Here is an 18,655-nt window from a genome sequence, read left to right as displayed (position 1 = left end):
ACGACCGGATCAGAGCAGCGTCGAGAGATAGAGGCTGATGCGCGAAAAATCTTCCGCCTCGCGCTCGAAGACGATCACGGCCGGCAGGGAAACGGCCTTGGTCGCCGAGCCATCGGCATCGGAGGTCTTACCCTTGACGGTCAGGTCGGCGCCGCCGCGCAGGCCCGCCGCGTCGACCATGATCACCGCATCGGCAAAGCGCAGGTCATGGCGCAGGAGATAGGCCGATAGCGTATCGCGCAGCGATTGCGCGCCGATCACCCGGCTGCCATCCGGCATGTCGAGCGCCGCATCTTCGTCGACCAGTGCCATGAAGCTTTCCATGTCGCGCTGGTTGAGCGCCTCCAGAGCGGCTGTGATCTGCGTGGTCATTGCACTGTCGGTCATATTGATCTCCTCCGGCCCCAGGCCAAGCGTTAAGGTAGGGCTCAGCCCGGCAGCGGCAAGGCCGGGACCGCCGCTGACGACATCAAGGCGGCGGCAGCGGCCGGAGCACGGCAGCCGCCGCCGCGCAGACGGCCGGCGTCACCGTCTTCATCGCGGTCTGCACCGAGCGGCTCCAGTGCCAAAAGAGCGGCACATCGAACGGGCTGTCGGCCACCAGCGGTACCAGCCGCCCCGCGTCGATCCACGGCTGCACCAGCGTTTGCGGATTCATGCCCCAGCCTATCCCGGCAAGGGTGGCGTCCACAAAGCCGTGGGCCGATGGCAGCCAATGAGTCGGCGGCGCGACGCCGCCGCCAAAATGCCGCTCGATCCAGCGCTCCTGCAGCCGGTCCTTGTTGTTGAAGGTGAGCGACGGCGCGACTGAAAGCCCGTCGCGCGTCACGCCACCGGCAAACCAGCGGCGCATATAGTCCGGGCTGGCGGTGGCGATGTAGCGAAGTGCGCCAAGCGGGCGGCAGTCGCAACCCTGGACGGCGTCACCGTCGCCGCTGACGGCGGCCCGCACCTCGCCGCGCCGCAGCCAGTCGGCGCTGTGGTCCTGGTCATCCAGCACGAGGTCGAACAGGCAACCCTCCGTGGCAGCGATCGCCGCAACGAACCACGTGGCGAGACTGTCGGCATTGACCGCAATGCGCAGGCTCGGCCATGGCCCGCGCGCATCGGCAATGCCGAGGTCCGAGCGCAGCGCCTGCTCAAGCAGACCCACCTCCTCGGCATGGCGGAACAGCCGTTGCCCAGCCTCCGTCGCCACGCAGGGCTGGCCGCGCACGATCAGCACGGCGCCAAGCCGCTCCTCGATCAGCTTGACCCGCTGCGAAATCGCCGAAGGCGTCAGGCTCAATTGCTGGGCGGCCTTGTCGAAACCTCCCGTCCGGATGACGGCGGCCACGGCGGCAATCTGCGCATTGTCCAGCATGGATGATTTTTTCTAATCTGGATGAAGGTAAGTTAATTTCTCTAATCCTTATGCTCCTGCTAGTCAAATGCCGACGCCCGCCCTGTTTCCGGTGCCGGCCAAGGAGATGAAGCATGCCGACCGCCGCTATCGCCGGATTTTTCCTGGGCTTGAGCCTGATTGTCGCCATTGGCGCCCAGAACGCCTTCGTGCTGCGCCAGGGGCTGAAGCGCGAGCATGTGTTCTGGGTCTGCCTGGTCTGCGCTGCCTCCGATGCCATGCTGATTGCGGTCGGCGTCAGCGGCTTTCGCGGCACGGCAACGGTTCTGCCGTGGCTGGAGCCGGTGCTGCGCTATGGCGGCGCCACCTTTCTGCTGCTCTATGGCCTCCGAAGCCTGCGCGCCGCCTTCGCCGGCAGTTCCGGACTGGAGCCTGCCGAAATGCAGGCCCAGAGCCTGACGTCCACTCTTGCCACCTGCGCCGCTCTTACCTGGCTGAACCCGCATGTCTATCTCGACACGGTCATGCTGCTCGGCGCCATTTCGACCCAATATCCCGGCCGCGAATGGGCCTTCGGCATTGGCGCAGCCTGCGCCTCGTTCCTGTTCTTCTTCTCGCTCGGCTATGGCGCCCGCCTGGCCCGGCCGCTCTTTGCCCGCCCGCAATCCTGGCGGCTGCTCGACGGCTTGATCGCAGTGGTGATGTGGACCATTGCCGGGCGACTGGTCTGGGCATAGAAGCCCGACAAAAAACGCCAAAGCTGTTTCGCCGAACCGGAGTTATGTTAAGTCTGATCCCCTCAGGGCCCGCAACCGGACATCGCTTATGTTTCTGACGAACCAGGATATGGTCGACCTGATCGACTTTCGCCACGATCTGCACCGCCATCCCGAGATATCCGGCGAGGAGCAGAAGACCGCCGCTCGCGTCCATGCCTTTGTTCGGCCGATGAAGCCCGACAAGGTGCTGACCGGTCTCGGCGGCCATGGACTGGCGGCTGTGTTCGAGGGGGCGGAACCCGGCCCGACGCTTTTGATCCGCTCGGAGCTCGACGCCCTGCCGATCGAGGAAAAGACCGAGATCGCCCACCGGTCGACCGTGCCCGGCAAGGGTCACCTCTGCGGCCATGACGGCCATACGACCATCCTCACCGCCGTCGGCCTCGGCCTGTCGCGCCAGCGGCCGAAGCGCGGCCGTGTCGTCTTGATGTTCCAGCCGGCCGAAGAGGACGGCTCGGGCGCCGCCGCCGTCATCGCCGATCCGCGTTTTGCCGGGATCACGCCGGACCTCTCGATCTCGCTGCACAATCTGCCCGGCCTGCCGCTCGGCCATGTGGCGCTGACCGACGGCCCGGTCAATTGCGCCTCGCGCGGCCTGAAGATCACGCTCTCCGGCAAGACGGCCCATGCCTCGTCGCCGGAACACGGCCTGTCGCCGATGCAGGCCATGGCCGAGCTGATGCCGGCCCTGACAGCCCTTGGACACAGCGCGCCGCCGGCCGCCGATTTCACCATGGCGACCGTTACCCATGCCGCCCTTGGCGAGGCCGCCTTCGGCATCGCGCCGGCCGATGGCGAGATCTGGGTGACACTTCGAACCCTGACCGACGACCGCATGGCCGAGCTCTGCCACCGCGCCGAAACGCTGGTACGCAATACCGCCGAACGCCACGGGCTGGCCTTCGCCTGGACCTATCACGACATCTTCCTGCATTGCGAAAACGCACCCGAAGCCGTCGAGCATCTGCGGCGCGCGCTGGATGCGGAAGGTATCTCCCATGACAAGGGCAACCTGCCGATGCGGGCGTCGGAAGATTTCGGCCGGTTCCGCAGCTTCGCGCCGGCCGCCATGTTCTTCCTCGGCGCCGGCGAGCGCCACCCCAACCTGCACAACCCCGACTACGACTTCCCCGACGCGCTGATCGACATCGGCGCCCGGGTGTTCATGCGCGTCGTTCGGGATATGTTGGGATAGAGCGTTTCCTGGCTAGATTGAAGCATTCTGTTGGCTCAAACGGAGTCGGATGATCGCCCGGCCGGCGCGCGTCGTAGCCACGCCCTACGGCCAAGCCGGCCGGGCGATCAGGCGGCCCGTTTCAGCCAACCCGAAGGGCCGGGCATCTTCCCGCCAGGATCAAAGGCGATCGGCTCGGACGTACCTTCGGGTATGCCCTTCGCCAATCGCCTTTGCCCTGACGAAAACCTGCTCCGGCAGAATGCTTCAATCTAACCAGGAAACGCTCTAGGCCCGATCGTCGTCAGAAGGACGGAAAACCGCGGCTCTTCCAGTCGCGGCGCGGCACCGCGGTGCCGACGTTGAAGCCAAAGGTCATGACCTTGGTGACCTCCTCGTCGACCTCGCAGCGGAAACTCAGGTTGTACCATTGCCCATCGGCGCGAAAGGCTGCCGTGGGAATGTCGAGGACAGTGCCCTCCTTCAGGCCGAAGGACGGCAACAGCTCGGGATCGTAGGGCGGAGAGGCGTGGCGCAACTGCTCGCGCAATTCGGTCAGGCACAGCCGGTCGGCACGCGCCGAACGCGACAGATTGGTCATGTCCCGCATCGCCACGGGATCGTCTCTGTCCTTGCGCGAAAACAGCGTCTTCGCCTCGGTCAGGGCAGGTGGCGCCTCCACCGGCGGCGTGTCGGAGGGTTTCTCCTTCGGCACGGCGGCGATGATCTCGGTCTTTGCGGCATCCGACAGTGCCTCGGGTCCGGGCTCCTGCGAGCTGTTGGCTCCCAACTCCACCTCCGGCAAGGCGATATCGTCGGGCATCGGCGTGGCGGCAGCCGGCTCCGCCTCGGGCACCTCAGGCAATTCGGGGGCATCGGGCGGCGGCGTTCCGGCATCCGTCACGACTTCGCCCTCTTCGGACTGGCGCGGACCGGTGTCCTTCTCGCCGAACTGCACGACAGGATCGAGCACTCGTAACCGTCCCTCGTCCTCATTGCCCGCCGGCGGTTCTTCTTCGGCGGGCGCAGGGGCTGGTGGCGGCTCCTCGGCCGCGGGCTCCTCCACCGGCGGCGGTTCGGCAGGGGGCGGTTCGGCAGGCGGCGGCTCCGGCGGTTGTTCCGCAGGCGGTTTCTCCTCGGGCTTTTCTTCCGGCGGCGGAGGCGGCAGTTCGGGGGTTTCGGCCTCCTCCGGCTTCACAGGTTCCTCGGCCTTCGGCTCCGGCGGCGCCTCGGGCTCCGGTTCCTCGACCACCGGCTCTTCCGGCGGCGGCACCAGCTCGACCGCGACACTTTCCTCGGCAGGCGGCTCCGGCTGTGCAGGCGAAAAATGCACGAGAAAGGCTGCAAAGAGCACGGCATGCAGCAAAAGCGAGGCAAACACGCCCCACGATATGGTCTTTTTCAGTCGTCCCGTTTCCTGCTGCATTCCTCAGTCCATACACGCAGGCGCCCGCCCGCACCACAGCAATTCCATCACCGAAGACGGCAATTCCGGCCCGACACGGCCTGCCGACATGCCGTCGACAGAGACGTGCCGACCGACTTGCCAATCCTGAAATGCTGCGCTATTCAACAAAATGTCGATCTTCCATCGGCCGTAAGCGTCTAACGAGAAGCAACGCACCGTAACCTTCGGACCGTCACTGGACGAAGGTGTCACGCATGCAGATGCGAGGTGCCATGTCCTTCACAGTGCCGCTCCTTCTCAACACGAGAATTGATATGAAGATCAAACGACTTCCCGCACGCGCGGCGGGCCTTCTCATGCCATTGGTCCTGTCCATCATCATGACCTTCGTGGTCTCGGCCGTTGCCACCATCACGAATCTGGGCATAGGGCCTCGTTTTCTGGGCAATTGGATGTCCGCCTGGATTCTTTCCTGGCTGATCGCCTTCCCGACCCTCCTTTGCGCCCTGCCCATCTCACGGCGCGTGGTGATGTCCATGGTCAGACCGAACTGATCCACGGCAGGAACGGAGCCAAAACAAAACCCGGTCGGAGCGATCCGACCGGGTTTTGCTATTCTGATCCGATTGCCTGCGAATGCCTCAGCTGTCGAGGAAGCTCCGGAGCTTCCTCGAACGGCTCGGATGCTTCAGCTTCCGGAGCGCCTTGGCTTCGATCTGGCGGATACGTTCGCGGGTGACCGAGAACTGCTGGCCGACTTCCTCGAGCGTATGGTCGGTGTTCATGCCGATGCCGAAGCGCATGCGCAGCACGCGTTCTTCGCGCGGTGTCAGCGATGCCAGAACGCGGGTCGTCGTCTCGCGCAGGTTCGCCTGAATGGCGGCGTCGATCGGCAGCAGCGCGTTCTTGTCCTCGATGAAATCGCCGAGATGGCTATCCTCTTCGTCGCCCACGGGGGTTTCGAGCGAGATCGGCTCCTTGGCGATCTTCAGGACCTTGCGGACCTTTTCAAGCGGCATGGCGAGCTTTTCGGCCAGTTCTTCCGGCGTCGGCTCGCGGCCGATCTCGTGCAGCATCTGGCGCGATGTGCGGACGATCTTGTTGATCGTCTCGATCATGTGCACCGGAATACGGATCGTGCGGGCCTGGTCGGCGATCGAGCGGGTGATCGCCTGACGGATCCACCAGGTGGCATAGGTCGAGAACTTGTAGCCGCGACGATACTCGAACTTGTCGACCGCCTTCATCAGGCCGATATTGCCTTCCTGGATGAGATCGAGGAACTGCAGGCCGCGGTTGGTATACTTCTTGGCGATGGAAATCACGAGACGCAGGTTGGCCTCGACCATTTCCTTCTTGGCGATGCGCGCTTCGCGCTCGCCCTTCTGCACCATCGACACGATGCGGCGGAATTCGGCGATGGAAATGCCGGTCTCGGTGGCGAGATTCTGGATCTCCTGGCGGATATCGCGGATCGTCGCATTTTCCTCACGGGCGAAATCCTTCCAGCCGCGGGCGGCCAGATTGCCGATCGACTTCATCCAGTTCGGGTCGAGTTCGGCGCCCTGATACTGCTCCAGGAAGCTGTCGCGCTTGACGCCGTAGGATTCGGCCAGACGCAGCAGACGGCCCTCGTTCTGCATCAGGCGCTTGGAAATGTCGTAGAGCTGCTCGACAAGGCTGTCGATGCGGTTCTGGTTGAGCGACAGCGACTTGACCGCCGTGATCAGCTGATCCTTCAGCTCCTTGTAGCGACGCTCCTGGCCGGACGACAGCGTGCCGGTACAGGCCAGACGCGCCTCGACCTGCTGGTCCTGCAGCTTGCGCAGCTTCTTGTAGGTGTCGGCAATGGTGTCGAGCGTTTCCATGACCTGCGGGCGCAGTTCCGCTTCCATGGCCGCCAGCGACAGGTTGGACTCGTCTTCGTCCTCTTCCTCTTCTTCCGGAGGCGCGCCGTCACCGCCGACATTGGTAACATCGTCTTCGCTGGAGCGGGCGCGGCGGGTCTTTTCCTTCTCTTCGGCCAGCTTGCGGTCAGCCTCGATCTTCTCCGGACTCTGGAACTGTGGCGCAGCCTTGGCTTCAGGGCCGGAATAGGTGGTCTCGAGATCGATGATCTCACGCAGCAGCGTCGTGCCTTCGTTGAGTTCGTCGCGCCAGATGATCAGCGCCTGGAACGTCAGCGGGCTTTCGCAGAGCCCGGCGATCATCGTCTCGCGGCCGGCCTCGATGCGCTTGGCAATGGCGATTTCGCCTTCGCGCGACAAGAGTTCCACAGAACCCATTTCGCGCAGATACATGCGCACAGGATCGTCGGTACGGTCGGTCGGCTCTTTCTTCTTGGCAGCGGCCAGCGCAGTGCCGGCGGAAGGCGCAAGTTCGCCGCCCTCGCTTTCGCTCTCACTGTCGCTGTCGTCGTCGTCGGGGCTTGCCGGTTCGTCGGCGTCCTCGTCCTCGATGACATTGATGCCCATGTCGGAGAGCATGGCCATCGTATCTTCTATCTGCTCGGAGGTGACTTCCTCCGACGGCAGAACCGAATTCAGCTCGTCCATGGTCACATAGCCGCGCTTCTTGGCGGCCTTGATCATCTTCTTGACAGCGTCATCCGAAAGATCGAGAAGCGGACCGTCCGTAGCGCCGTCGCGTTCGTTCTCGGCTTCTTCGTTTTCTTTGACTTTGGTTGCCATGTATTTCGTCGCTTTCCCTGGCGCTTCAATTTTTCGCACAATGCTGGGCGAACCGGGTCTGGGTTGCCGCCCCCCTGCCCGCTGCGAATCACTGTTAATGACCTAACGGAATGATGTTTAATTCCCGCTTAACCACGTTGGCTCCCGCAGACTGCGGCACCCTTGCGCATATTGATGACCGGACATGCTAGTACAGCCTAGCGCGGCGCTCGTCATCTTTCTTTGCTTGCAATGGTGATTCCCACAATTTTTCCCGGCGTCAAGCTTTTCCAGCATAAATGCCTGTTAAAATCCGGAAAAACCCTTCGAGGCTCCGTTCGCATCCGCGGCGTTGAGTGCAAATGTAGGCCGTCGCGCCCGGCAAACAAGGGGCAGGACGATCACGCCGGACGCCCGAAGGGCAGATTCCGCATCGATCGGCCAGTGTACGCTGCATCGTCTGGCTTGCCGTCCTGCATTTCTGCGGCGCGTTTGCCGATCCGTCTCATCGGCGTCACCCCGCCACCGCGTGGCATGGTATGACGCATCTAAAAACCTTGCGGCAACCGACCGATAAAGCCACTACCTTACGAAAAGCCACGACCTTAAGAATTGTGACCGGTTGCAACACCCTTCACCCGGCCCGACATCACGCCAAAGCCATCGATGATCGCTTCCTGGTTTTCCATCCGGGTGATCTCGAGCTGTACCTGTTGAAGGGCTGCAATCAGGCCGCCAACCCGGTCACCGTCCTCCGCCTCCGTCGCCTCGGCCACCTCGCGCTCCAGTTCCATGCGCTGGCGACGCAGCGCCTTGGCGCGCTTGTGCAGCGACAGCGCCTGGCGATATCCCTCGCGCGCATCCTCGGGCGCCGCCACCGTCGTCGCGGTCCACAGCCGCGCATTGCGGATCTGCTGGTCCAGAGCCTTCAGCAACGGCTCGAAATCCTGTTCGATCAGCCGTTCATGGAGCCGCTCGCGCGACAGCTGCGTGCCGGCTTCGGCCGCCGCCGTCAGCACCGCCGACCACAATCGCTGCAGATCGCGGCTTTCGTAATCGATGGCCGACACCTCGTCATACTCCTCCTGCAGCAGTTGCGGATGGTTGACGATGGTCAGCGCCAGCACGCTTTCACGCAGGCTCATCTGGTCGTGGTGGCGCTTGACCATGCCCGACCGCGCCAGCCGGTCGGAAATGCTGCCGCGCCCGGCCGCCTTCGGTCCAGGCGCCCGGCCATGCCCATTGCCGCCGCGCCCGCCGCCATTGTTGCCGCCCCGCTCGAAATTGCCGCGGTCCGGGCGCTGCGCGCTTTCCGGCTTGAAAAACGCATAAAGCCGATCGCGGACATTCTGCGAATAATGCCGGCGCACGCTTTCATCAGTGATCACCGCCACCACCTGCTTCAGCTTGGCCTCCAGCTCAGCGCGCTTTTCCGGTGTCTCGAACCGGCCCTGGCTGATCTCGCGCGTCCAGACCATGTCGTCCAGCGAACGGGCGTCTGCGAGCACCCGGTCGAACGGCGCCCGCCCCTCGTGGCGCACCAGGTCGTCCGGGTCCTTGCCGTCCGGCAGCATGGCAAAACGCACCGAGCGGCCGGGTTTGAGATGCGGCAGCGCCAGATCGACCGCCCTAAAGGCGGCACGCTGGCCAGCCCCGTCGCCGTCGAAGCACAGCACCGGCTGCGGCGTCAGCTTCCACAACAGGTCCAGCTGGCTCTCGGTCAAGGCCGTGCCGAGCGGCGCGACCGCATTCTCGACGCCGGCCTGATAGAGCGCGATGACGTCCATATAGCCTTCGACGGCGATGATCGTCTCATTACCACCGGCCCCGCCCATAGAGCGCCGGGCGCGGGCAAAATTATAAAGCACGCTGCCCTTGTGAAAAAGCTCCGTCTCGTTCGAATTGAGATATTTGGCCGGCGCATCCGGCGACATGGCCCGGCCGCCAAAGGCGATCACCTTTTCGCGCGACGACAGGATCGGGAACATGATCCGGTCGCGGAACCGGTCGTAGGAAACAGGGATCTCCGGTCCGTGCACGACCAGGCCGCAGGCCTCGATCTGGTCCTTCGGGATGCCCTTGGCAGCCAGATGCTCCTTCAAGGCATTGCGGCTCTCCGGCGCATAACCGAGACGGAAGGTCTCGATCGTCCGGCCCGCAAGGCCACGCTCGCGCAGGTAAGCCCGCGCCTTGGCGCCATTGGCGGTCTGCAACTGGTCCTGGAAGAACAGCGTCGCCAGTTCCATGACGTCCTGGAGCGTGGTGCGTTCCTTCTCGCGCCGCTCCTCCTGCGGATCGGCCTTGGGCATGGCGATGCCCGCCATATCGGCGACGCGCTGCACGGCCTCGGGAAAGCTCAGGCCTTCGAGATCGGTCAGAAAGCGGAAATGATCGCCCGACACGCCGCAGCCGAAGCAATGATAGCGCCCCTTTCGATCTTCGCAGTGAAAGCTCGGACTTTTCTCGCCATGAAACGGGCAGCAGGCCCAGTAATCGCCGCGCGACACATTGGTTTTCTTGCGATCCCACGAGACACGGCTCGCCAGCACGGCCGAAATCGGCACGCGGTCGCGGATCTCATCGAGAAAGGCATTGGAAAAGCGCATCATGTCCTCAGGGATTAATAGACCCATATAGGCTGCCGCCGCCGCGAGCGCCATGTCTTTGCAAAACCATGCCCACTATTCACAGCCTTGACGAAAATGACAAGTGTATATACATTTCTACGCAAGGCGGTTTGCAGCAGCAGGGGCACGTGACGCAGGATGGAGGCCGTGCCGTTTCCCAGCTTCCCGACCTTTGAGTGGGACGATACCAAGCGCCAAAGCAATCTGCAAAAGCACAATATCGACTTCGTTGCTGCCGCCGCAGCCCTGCTGAAACCGCATGTGCAAGTGAGATCTGACCGAGAAGGAGAGACCCGAACTTTAGCCATTTGCCCCGACACCCATAAGCTCATCGCCGTGGTCTACACCATGCGCGGCGAGACATGTCGGATCATCTCGGCCCGGGCCGCACGCAAGCATGAGCAAAGAGAATATCGTCAGATATACGGCTGAAGAAATCAGAGAGATGGTCGCCCGTGGCGAGGACCGCACCGACTGGGCCCGTGTCGATGCCCTGACCGACGCGGATATCGAACGCGCCATGCGCGACGATCCCGATTGGCAGGACTTCATGGACATCGACTGGTCCAAGGCGGTTCTGGTCATCCCGCAGAAGAAGAAAGCCATATCGATCCGGCTCGACGAGGATATCGTCGATTTCTTCCAGGCGACCGGCAAAGGCTACCAGACCCGCATCAATGCCGTGCTGCGCCATTTCATGACCGAACAGAAACAGTCCAAGGGCTGACACGCAAAACGCCGCCCGAAGGCGGCGTTTCATCATTCCGGTTGCAGCTAAGGCAAGCTTACTTGAGCAGATCCTTGACCACGCTGGAGGCTTTCGCGAAATCCATCTGGCCGGAATAGCGTTCCTTCAGCGTATTGATGCACTTGCCCATGTCCCGCAGGCCCTGGGCACCGGTCTCGTCGATCACCGAGGCACAGAGCGCCCGCACCTTTTCCTCCGGCAACTGCTCAGGCATGAAGCTCTTGATGATCGCGATTTCCTCGCGCTCCTGGGCTGCCAGCTCGGGCCGGGCATTCTCTTCGTAGATCTTGGCGGATTCGTCCCGCTGTTTGATCATCTTGACGAAGATCTGCATGATCTCGTCATCGCTGACCGGATCCTTGCCATTGCCACGATTGGCGATATCTCGGTCCTTGATCGCAGCCTGGATCAGCCGCACCGTCGAGACACGCCGCACGTCCTTGGCCTTCAGCGAGTCTTTCATCACATTGGCGAGCTTGTCGCGCATCATCATCATTTTCTCCTCGGAAAGCCGGTCCCGAACCCGTTTGAATTGTGGCTTTTCCTTGTCTATTGTCACGATCTATTAACCAGCGATCGCCCGACAATCAAATCAATTAGACAACCCATTGAAATCAATGGGATTAAATTCCACAGTTTCCACAAGGAGCGATTGACCGCGCGATCCGCTTTGTCTATTTTCCGGCACCTGCACGGAATTCGCAATCGAGGCCATTTGCGCGAACGCTTTCGCGCGCCCTGATTTACGCACTTAGATGGCCCTTGGCACCCGGTCTTGCAAGACCGGTGCGGCAGGCTGGAAAAGGAAAAGACATGACCGCCACATCCCCATGGACCACCCGCAAGCCAACCGCCCTGCTCGTTCTGGCCGACGGCACCGTCATCGAAGGCCAGGGCATCGGCGCCACCGGCAAGGTGCAGGCCGAAGTCTGCTTCAACACGGCGCTGACCGGCTACCAGGAAATCCTCACCGACCCTTCCTATCTCGGCCAGATCGTCACCTTCACCTTTCCGCATATCGGCAATGTCGGCACCAACGAGGACGATATCGAAGACCTGACGCCGGCGGCCCGCCACGGCGCGGTCGGCGTGATCTTCAAGGCCGATATCACGGAGCCGTCCAACTACCGTGCCGTCAAGCATCTCGATGCCTGGCTGAAGGCCCGCGGCGTCATCGGTCTGTGTGGCATCGACACACGGGCGCTGACCGCCTGGATCCGCGAGCATGGCGCACCCAATGCCGTCATCGCCCATGATCCGACCGGCGTCTTCGACATCGACGTGCTGAAGGCGGAAGCCAAGGCCTGGAGCGGGCTGGAAGGTCTCGATCTCGCCAAGGTCGCCTCGTCCGGCCAGTCCTCGACCTGGACCCAGGAACCCTGGGTCTGGAACGAAGACTATCACGATCTCGACGCCAGCGACGCGAAATACCATGTCGTCTGCATCGACTACGGCGTGAAGCGCAATATCCTGCGCCTGTTCACCGGCCTTGGCTGCAAGGTCACCGTTGTGCCGGCCACCACGACCGCCGAGGACATTCTCGCCCTCAACCCGGACGGCGTCTTCCTGTCGAACGGTCCGGGCGATCCGGCCGCAACCGGTATCTATGCCGTTCCGGTAATCCGGAAGCTGATCGACAGCAACCTGCCGCTGTTCGGCATCTGCCTCGGTCACCAGATGCTCGGTCTGGCGCTTGGTGGCAAGACCGAGAAGATGCACCAGGGCCATCACGGCGCCAACCATCCGGTCAAGGATTTCACCACCGGCAAGGTCGAGATCGTCTCGATGAACCACGGCTTCGCGGTGGATTCCAAGTCCCTGCCGGAAGGCGTTGAAGAGACTCACATTTCGTTGTTCGACGGCTCCAACTGCGGCCTGCGCCTGGTCGGCAAGCCGGTCTTCTCCGTGCAGCACCACCCGGAAGCCTCGCCCGGCCCCCAGGACAGCCACTACCTGTTCCGCCGCTTCATCAATCTGGTGCGCGACACCAAGGGCGAACCGGCTCTGTCAGAACGGGCGTGAACGCGGAGCCGAATACAACTTTTGGGTTTAAATTCGCCACTCCCCAGTATAGAATGGCCTCCGTGATGTTTAGCGGGGGTCGACATGACGATTTTCCACCGTTTCCTATGGGGATTGCTGGCCGGTCTGGCTGTGATATGCGTGAAATTCGTCGGCCCTGACAATGCAGTCGTCAAGGCGCTGGTGCTGACAGCAAATCAGGGTGAAATCGTTTTCTACGCCCTGGTTTCTTTCGTCACGATCATGCTGGGTGGCATTTCCGGCGTGTTTGCGAAGGAGGTGGAGCCCGGGCGCATTCTGGTGTTTTGCGCCGCCTTTCCAGCGCTGGTATCGACCGCTTCGGCGCCGGAACGAATTCCTTCGAGCATGGCGAGCGACGTCCGCGCAGAGCGACCTGCGACGAACGGATCGACATTAGGTTTCGGCATCATCTCCTCCGCCTACGCGGCAAACGACCCTCCCGGCCTGATCTGCGACGAGGGCAGTTTTGTGCGACAGTTCAACGCGGCGGCAAAATCCTATTTCAACAATCAGCTACAGAATCCGACCTTCGCTGTGATCGTCGGATCGGAGCGAAGCTTTGACCTCGCCAAGCTGCGCGCGGACGACTTTGCACGTCGGTCGACCAAATACCCGATCACCGTCGGCTGCCGAAAACCCGACGTTCCCTATTTCCCTATCATGGTGGGAGAGCCGGTGGACATTCAGACCGCCGCCGACATAAAAGGCGAAGTCATTGGCGAAGGATGGGCACCATCGGATACGTATCTATCAAATTACGCCTACCGAACGGTCATCTATAGGGCGGCGGTCCGATGAACGCCGTGCACCCGGCACTCGGTTGGGACGGGCCGCAACCAGCCAATTAGAGTGACGCTGCCGATGCCCGCATTTCGTGCCTGATACGCAGGAAAAAGCGGGCGCAGAGAAGCATGGATGCACTCGTCAGTCCGATCAGGAAGCCGATCCAGATGCCGATGCCGCCCATCTGCATCGGAAAGGCCAGGAACCAGGCGAGGAAGAAACCGACCGGCCAATAGGACACCAGCGCCAGCAGCATCGGCACGCGGGCGTCTTTCAGGCCGCGCAGCAATCCGCTGGCAATCGCCTGCAGCCCGTCGACCAGCTGGAACACGCCGGCAATCGCCACCAGCGGTCCGGCATAAGCCAGAACCGCCGCCGCATCGGCGGTCGAGGTGTCGATGAAAGCGCTGCTGAGCAGTTCCGGAATGAAGAAGAACAGGATGCCGCCGCTCAAGGAGACGAGGCTGGCAATGCTCAGGACCGTGATCGCTGCGCGGATCAACTCGCCGTAATCGCCGCGCCCATGGGCGATGCCGATCCGCACGGTTGCCGTCTGCGACAGGCCGAGCGGGATCATGAAGGCGATCGAGGCCAGCTGCAGCGCAATGCCATGGGCGGCGAGCTCGATCGTGCCGATCCGCCCCATCAGCAGCGAGGCAGCTGTGAACAGGCTGACCTCGGCCAGGACAGTGATGCTGATCGGCAGACCGAGATGGATGACCTCGCGAAAGGCATGCCAGTCCGGCCGCCAGAAGCGCACGAAAAGCTCGTAGCGTCGCGTATCCGCGCGGGTCTGGATATAGAAGACCATGAACAGGAAGCTCGCCCATTGCACGATGACGGCGACGATCGCCGCCCCCGTCATGCCGAGCGCCGGCAGGCCGAAATGGCCGAGCACCAGCGCATAGGCGAGAAGCGCGTTGAGCAGCAGCGTCGCCACCGTGACATAGAGAATGACCCCGGCCCGGCCAATGGCGCTGACCAGCGAACGCAGCACGGCAAACAGCAGGGCCGGCAGCAGACCGAACTGCACGATCGCCACATAGTCCGCCGCGAGCCCTGCCACTTCGGGCACCTGCCCGAGCGCCAGAAGGATCGCCTCGGCATTGTAGAACAGCGGCGCCGTCAGCATCCAGTAGGCGATCGACACCCACATGCCCATGCGGATCGAGCGGCGAACCGAGACCACGTCATGGCGGCCAAAGGCCTGCGCCACCATCGGCACCACGGCAATCGAGAAGCCCGAGCCGAAGATGAAGATGGTGAAGAAGAACTGCCCGGCCAGAACCATGGCGGCCAGAGGCGTGGCACCAAGCTGGCCGATGATCACCACATCCGTCGTGTGAATGCCGAGCTGCGCCAGTTGCGCGCCGATCAACGGAATGCCGAGGGTCAGCGTCGCCCAGATATGGGCGCCCCAGCTATGGGTGGCCGTAAAACTCGGACGGGTTGGCGCGTAAGCGGACATGGCAGCGGTTCCAGGACGAAAAAAGCCGCTTCCAGACGATACTGGCGAGCGGCGCATGACACCGGATTAGGAGAAACCACGGGGCGCCGCAAGCAGAAATGGCAACCCTGCAAAAGAATTGGTCGACACTTCACCAAAACTGATGAAACTTGAGGCAGATCGGCGGTCAAACGGCCTTTTCTACCCGATCCGGCCGATCCTGGCGCACAAAGTCGACAAAAGCGCGCAGCGGCGCCGGCAGATATTTGCGGCTGTGATAGTAGAGGAACGGACCGGAAAACGTGTCTTCCCACTCGGGCAGGATCTTCACCAACTCGCCGGAACGCAACGCGTCGCGCACGAAATCCTCGAAGCTGAAGATGATGCCATGTCCTGCCTTGGCCACGGCCAATTCCATGTCGACGGTGTCGGCGATCAGCACGGCCGGCGGGTTGATGGCAAATACCTCCCCGTCGCGCTCGAATCGCCAGGAGACGACCCGGCCGCTGGCAAAACGATGCAGGATAGCGCGGTGATGCAGGAGGTCGCGTGGGTGAAGAGGTTCCCCGTAGCGCTCAAGATAGGAGGGGGCGGCCACGCCGACATAGGTCTGCTGGCGTGGACCGATCGGCAAGGCGATCATGTCGGGTTGCAGCATCTCCTCGTAGCGAATGCCGGCGTCGAAGCCCTCGCCAAGGACATCCACAAGCGCATCCTGCGTCGCGACCTCCAGGCTGATATCGGGATAGAGCGCCAGAAAACGGCAGGCGATATCCGGCAGCACGCAGCGCGCCACGATACCGGGCACATTGAGCCGCAATCGCCCGGCGGGGCGATCGCGAAAACTGTTGATGTCGCTCAGCGCCGTCTCGATCTCGCCCAGCGCTGGCGTCAGGCGCTCCAGCAGCTTGGCTCCGGCATCGGTCAGGGTGACGCTGCGGGTTGTCCGGTTGAGCAGGCGAAGACCGAGCCGGTCTTCCAGCCTGCGCATCGCCTCACTCAGCGAGGAGGCAGACACTCCGCGCAGCTTGCCGGCGGCACGAAAGCTCCGGAGCCGTGCGACGGCAGAAAAAGCTTCGAGTTCGGCCAGGGGAAGATCATTCATTGTACGAAAATCCAAACAACCTGTTCTGTAATGAACGGATTATCGCACAACCCAGGCTGCGTTAAAAGAGCCCCAGAGACGGCCGCAAAGATGAGCGGCTGTCGCAACGGGAGAATGACGATGCAAATGATGACACTTGGAAAGACCGGCCCGCAAGTCTCGCGCTTCGGGCTTGGCTGCATGGGCATGTCGGGCATGTACGGACCATCGGACCGCACCGAAAGCCTGGCGACCATCGATGCCGCTCTGGAAGCCGGCGTGACGCTGCTCGACACCGGCGATTTCTACGGCATGGGTCATAACGAGATGCTGATCGGCGAGGCACTGAAAGGCGGCAAACGCGATAAGGCTCTGCTCAGCGTCAAGTTCGGCGCGCAGCGCGATCCGGCCGGCAACTGGATCGGTTTCGACGGCCGACCATCGGCGGTCAAGACGGCGCTGTCCTATACGCTGCAGCGCCTCGGCACCGACTATATCGACATCTACCGCCCGGCCCGTCTCGACGCCAATGTGCCGATCGAAGAGACGGTCGGCGCCATCGCCGACCTGGTCAAGGCAGGCTATGTCCGCCATATCGGCCTGTCGGAAGTCGGCGCCGACACCATTCGCCGCGCCAGCGCCGTCCATCCGATCGCCGACCTGCAGATCGAATATTCGCTGGTGTCGCGCGGTCTGGAAGACAAGATCCTGCCCACCTGCCGCGAACTCGGCATCGGCATCACCGCCTATGGCGTGCTGTCGCGCGGCCTGATCTCCGGCCATTGGAAACAAGCCGCCGCCAGCGGCGTCGCCGGCGATTTCCGCGCCCATGGACCGCGCTTCCAGGGCGACAACGAGGCCCGCAATCTGGCGCTCGCCGAAGCGCTTGGCAAAGTTGCCACCGCCAAGGGCATGACGACGGCCCAGGCCGCCATCGCCTGGGTGGCAGCACAAGGCGACGATATCATGCCGCTGATCGGCGCCCGGCGCCGCGACCGGCTGGCGGAAGCGCTGGGTGCCCTGGACTTTGTCCTGACCGCCGATGACCTGGCCGAGATCGAACGTGCCGTGCCGAAGGGTTCGGCCGCCGGCAGCCGCTATCAGGAAGCCCAGATGGCCCATCTCGACAGCGAGAAATAGCGACCAAGGCGACGCTGAGCCGCCGCGTAACCGTTACGCCGCGGGCTCAGCGCCGTCGTAGACCGCAAGCGCAATGGGCAGCGCCGATACCACGGCATTGCCCGCTGCCGGCAACCCGACCAGCACGGCACCGATGATCTCGCCGCGTGTGGCGCCTGCTTTTCTGGCGAGCGCCACATGAAAGGCGAGCCCATCATGCAGACGCAGGGCCGAGAGCACGGCGAGATAGGCCAGATGCTCGGTCTTCGGTTCGAGCTCGCTTGCCGTCCCCAGCGCCTGCGCCGCGCCGGTCCAGGCCGCCGCTTGCGCCGGTGCCTCCTTGAGAAAGGTCAGAAATGCCGGGCTGAGTGCGGACGTGTTCTCCATGATCGGACGCTCCTATGCAGGTCTACGGGAGACCAAAGAATGCCCGGAAGGCGGCCGAATGTCTTGATCCAGCTCAAGGCCGGCCCTCAGCCGACCTCCTTCAGCACGTCGATGAAGGCCCGCAGGCCGGCAGGCACGTGCCGGTGGCCGGGATAGTAGAGAAACAGACCGGGAATGAACGGGCACCAGTCCTCAAGCACGCAGACGAGCGTGCCGCGCTCAAGATGGGGTGCGGCCGCGTGTTCCGAAACATAAGCGATACCGAGACCGCCGGCCGCCGCCTCGGCCATCAGGTCGAGATGATTGAGCACCAGCGCACCCGGCACGTCGATGCTGATCTCCTGGCCGTGCTTCTCGAATTCCCAGCGGAACAGCTTGCCGCTGCGCAGCCGGAAACGGATGCAGGCATGGTCCTTCAGATCGTCGGGCACGCGCGGTGCGGCGTGGGCAGCGAGATAGGCGGGCGCCGCCACCGCGACGAAGCGCGCCTCCCCGCCGAAGCGTACGGCGATCATGTCCTGCGGGACCGCCTCGCCGAGCCGGATCCCCGCGTCGAACCCTTCGGCAACGATATCGACCAACCGGTCCTCGGTGACCAGGTCGAGCGACATATCCGGGTTGCGCGCCAGAAAGGTCGGCACCACCGACTGGATCAGCATCCGGGCGGCGATCTCGCTGGCATTGATGCGCAACGTGCCGCTCGGACGGCCGCGATACGCATCGACCTCCTCCAGCGCCCGATCGAAATCCCGGATCACCGGCGCCAGCCGCTCGGCCAGCCGTGCACCCGCCTCGGTCGGTGCGACGCTGCGGGTGGTGCGGTTCAGCAGCCGCACGCCCATTGTCTGCTCCAGCGTGCGGATCATGTGGCTCAGTGTGGAGGGCGACAGGCCGAGTTCATCGGCCGCCTTGCGAAAACTGCGATGGGCGACGATCGCCGCAAAGGCGGTCAGGTCACCGAGACCGGGTCTGTTATTCATGGCTATATTTCAGTAGTTCATGCGAGATTGTGCCGATAGTCGCAGAATACGCAAGCCCTTATTTT

18 protein-coding genes are annotated in these 18,655 nt (G+C 63.0%); 8 read left to right on the top strand and 10 right to left on the bottom strand.

What is annotated here, in order from left to right:
- Positions 1–9: 9 nt before the first annotated feature.
- Positions 10–387, bottom strand: a complete 378-nt coding sequence (locus tag HFC70_RS19060) for a nuclear transport factor 2 family protein (RefSeq protein WP_246735866.1) — start codon at positions 385–387, stop codon at positions 10–12.
- Positions 388–469: 82 nt separating this feature from the next.
- Positions 470–1,363: a LysR family transcriptional regulator ArgP gene (locus tag HFC70_RS19055; RefSeq protein WP_168474874.1), complete on the bottom strand. Its 894-nt coding sequence runs from the start codon at positions 1,361–1,363 to the stop codon at positions 470–472.
- 113 nt (positions 1,364–1,476) lie between these two features.
- On the opposite strand from HFC70_RS19055, the gene HFC70_RS19050 reads away from it, so the two are divergent.
- Positions 1,477–2,079 carry a LysE/ArgO family amino acid transporter gene (locus HFC70_RS19050; RefSeq protein ID WP_168474873.1) on the top strand — a complete coding sequence of 201 codons (603 nt, stop codon included), beginning with the start codon at positions 1,477–1,479 and terminating at the stop codon, positions 2,077–2,079.
- 88 nt (positions 2,080–2,167) lie between these two features.
- Positions 2,168–3,316: an amidohydrolase gene (locus HFC70_RS19045; protein WP_168474872.1), complete on the top strand. Its 1,149-nt coding sequence runs from the start codon at positions 2,168–2,170 to the stop codon at positions 3,314–3,316.
- 283 nt (positions 3,317–3,599) lie between these two features.
- On the opposite strand, the gene HFC70_RS19035 is transcribed toward HFC70_RS19045, so the two are convergent.
- Entirely contained in the window at positions 3,600–4,721 is a 1,122-nt protein-coding gene (locus HFC70_RS19035) for a DUF930 domain-containing protein (RefSeq protein ID WP_168474871.1), read from the bottom strand.
- 296 nt (positions 4,722–5,017) lie between these two features.
- Here HFC70_RS19035 and HFC70_RS19030 point away from each other — a divergent pair, with 296 nt between their 5' ends.
- A complete protein-coding gene (locus HFC70_RS19030) occupies positions 5,018–5,257 on the top strand; it encodes a DUF2798 domain-containing protein (RefSeq protein WP_168474870.1) in 240 nt (79 codons plus the stop codon).
- An 87-nt stretch (positions 5,258–5,344) separates the two neighbouring features.
- Here the strand turns inward: HFC70_RS19030 and rpoD are convergent, their stop codons facing one another.
- The gene (gene rpoD, locus HFC70_RS19025; protein ID WP_168474869.1) at positions 5,345–7,393 is read right to left on the bottom strand and encodes an RNA polymerase sigma factor RpoD; all 2,049 of its coding nucleotides are present in this window, start codon (positions 7,391–7,393) and stop codon (positions 5,345–5,347) included.
- Positions 7,394–7,977: 584 nt separating this feature from the next.
- Positions 7,978–9,978 carry a DNA primase gene (dnaG, locus tag HFC70_RS19020; protein ID WP_168474929.1) on the bottom strand — a complete coding sequence of 667 codons (2,001 nt, stop codon included), beginning with the start codon at positions 9,976–9,978 and terminating at the stop codon, positions 7,978–7,980.
- A gap of 168 nt (positions 9,979–10,146) precedes the next feature.
- On the opposite strand from dnaG, the gene HFC70_RS19015 reads away from it, so the two are divergent.
- Both HFC70_RS19015 and HFC70_RS19010 read left to right on the top strand, forming a co-directional pair.
- The gene (locus tag HFC70_RS19015; protein WP_368669737.1) at positions 10,147–10,431 is read left to right on the top strand and encodes a BrnT family toxin; all 285 of its coding nucleotides are present in this window, start codon (positions 10,147–10,149) and stop codon (positions 10,429–10,431) included.
- The gene (locus HFC70_RS19010) at positions 10,397–10,726 is read left to right on the top strand and encodes a BrnA antitoxin family protein (protein WP_168474867.1); all 330 of its coding nucleotides are present in this window, start codon (positions 10,397–10,399) and stop codon (positions 10,724–10,726) included. The genes HFC70_RS19015 and HFC70_RS19010 overlap by 35 nt, the downstream gene beginning before the upstream one ends.
- A gap of 58 nt (positions 10,727–10,784) precedes the next feature.
- Here HFC70_RS19010 and HFC70_RS19005 read toward each other — a convergent pair whose 3' ends face one another.
- Complete coding sequence (locus tag HFC70_RS19005; RefSeq protein ID WP_210259344.1) at positions 10,785–11,234, bottom strand: GatB/YqeY domain-containing protein; 450 nt, start codon at positions 11,232–11,234, stop codon at positions 10,785–10,787.
- 326 nt (positions 11,235–11,560) lie between these two features.
- Here HFC70_RS19005 and carA point away from each other — a divergent pair, with 326 nt between their 5' ends.
- Both carA and HFC70_RS18995 read left to right on the top strand, forming a co-directional pair.
- Entirely contained in the window at positions 11,561–12,769 is a 1,209-nt protein-coding gene (carA, locus tag HFC70_RS19000) for a glutamine-hydrolyzing carbamoyl-phosphate synthase small subunit (protein WP_168474866.1), read from the top strand.
- A gap of 84 nt (positions 12,770–12,853) precedes the next feature.
- Entirely contained in the window at positions 12,854–13,588 is a 735-nt protein-coding gene (locus HFC70_RS18995) for a hypothetical protein (protein ID WP_168474865.1), read from the top strand.
- Positions 13,589–13,634: 46 nt separating this feature from the next.
- Here HFC70_RS18995 and HFC70_RS18990 read toward each other — a convergent pair whose 3' ends face one another.
- Positions 13,635–15,041 (bottom strand): MATE family efflux transporter, encoded by a 1,407-nt coding sequence (locus tag HFC70_RS18990; protein ID WP_168474864.1) that lies wholly within the window; start codon positions 15,039–15,041, stop codon positions 13,635–13,637.
- Between the two features lie 166 nt (positions 15,042–15,207).
- The gene (locus HFC70_RS18985) at positions 15,208–16,125 is read right to left on the bottom strand and encodes a LysR family transcriptional regulator (protein WP_168474863.1); all 918 of its coding nucleotides are present in this window, start codon (positions 16,123–16,125) and stop codon (positions 15,208–15,210) included.
- A gap of 120 nt (positions 16,126–16,245) precedes the next feature.
- Here HFC70_RS18985 and HFC70_RS18980 point away from each other — a divergent pair, with 120 nt between their 5' ends.
- Positions 16,246–17,244 (top strand): aldo/keto reductase, encoded by a 999-nt coding sequence (locus tag HFC70_RS18980; protein ID WP_168474862.1) that lies wholly within the window; start codon positions 16,246–16,248, stop codon positions 17,242–17,244.
- A 33-nt stretch (positions 17,245–17,277) separates the two neighbouring features.
- Here the strand turns inward: HFC70_RS18980 and HFC70_RS18975 are convergent, their stop codons facing one another.
- Positions 17,278–17,610: a carboxymuconolactone decarboxylase family protein gene (locus HFC70_RS18975; protein ID WP_168474861.1), complete on the bottom strand. Its 333-nt coding sequence runs from the start codon at positions 17,608–17,610 to the stop codon at positions 17,278–17,280.
- Positions 17,611–17,696: 86 nt separating this feature from the next.
- Complete coding sequence (locus tag HFC70_RS18970) at positions 17,697–18,590, bottom strand: LysR family transcriptional regulator (RefSeq protein WP_168474860.1); 894 nt, start codon at positions 18,588–18,590, stop codon at positions 17,697–17,699.
- Positions 18,591–18,655: the final 65 nt, after the last annotated feature.

This window comes from Agrobacterium sp. a22-2, assembly GCF_012276985.1.
Lineage (GTDB): Bacteria > Pseudomonadota > Alphaproteobacteria > Rhizobiales > Rhizobiaceae > Allorhizobium.
Note: the sequence above shows the minus strand (reverse complement) of the source record. Positions and strands in the feature narration are given on the sequence as shown.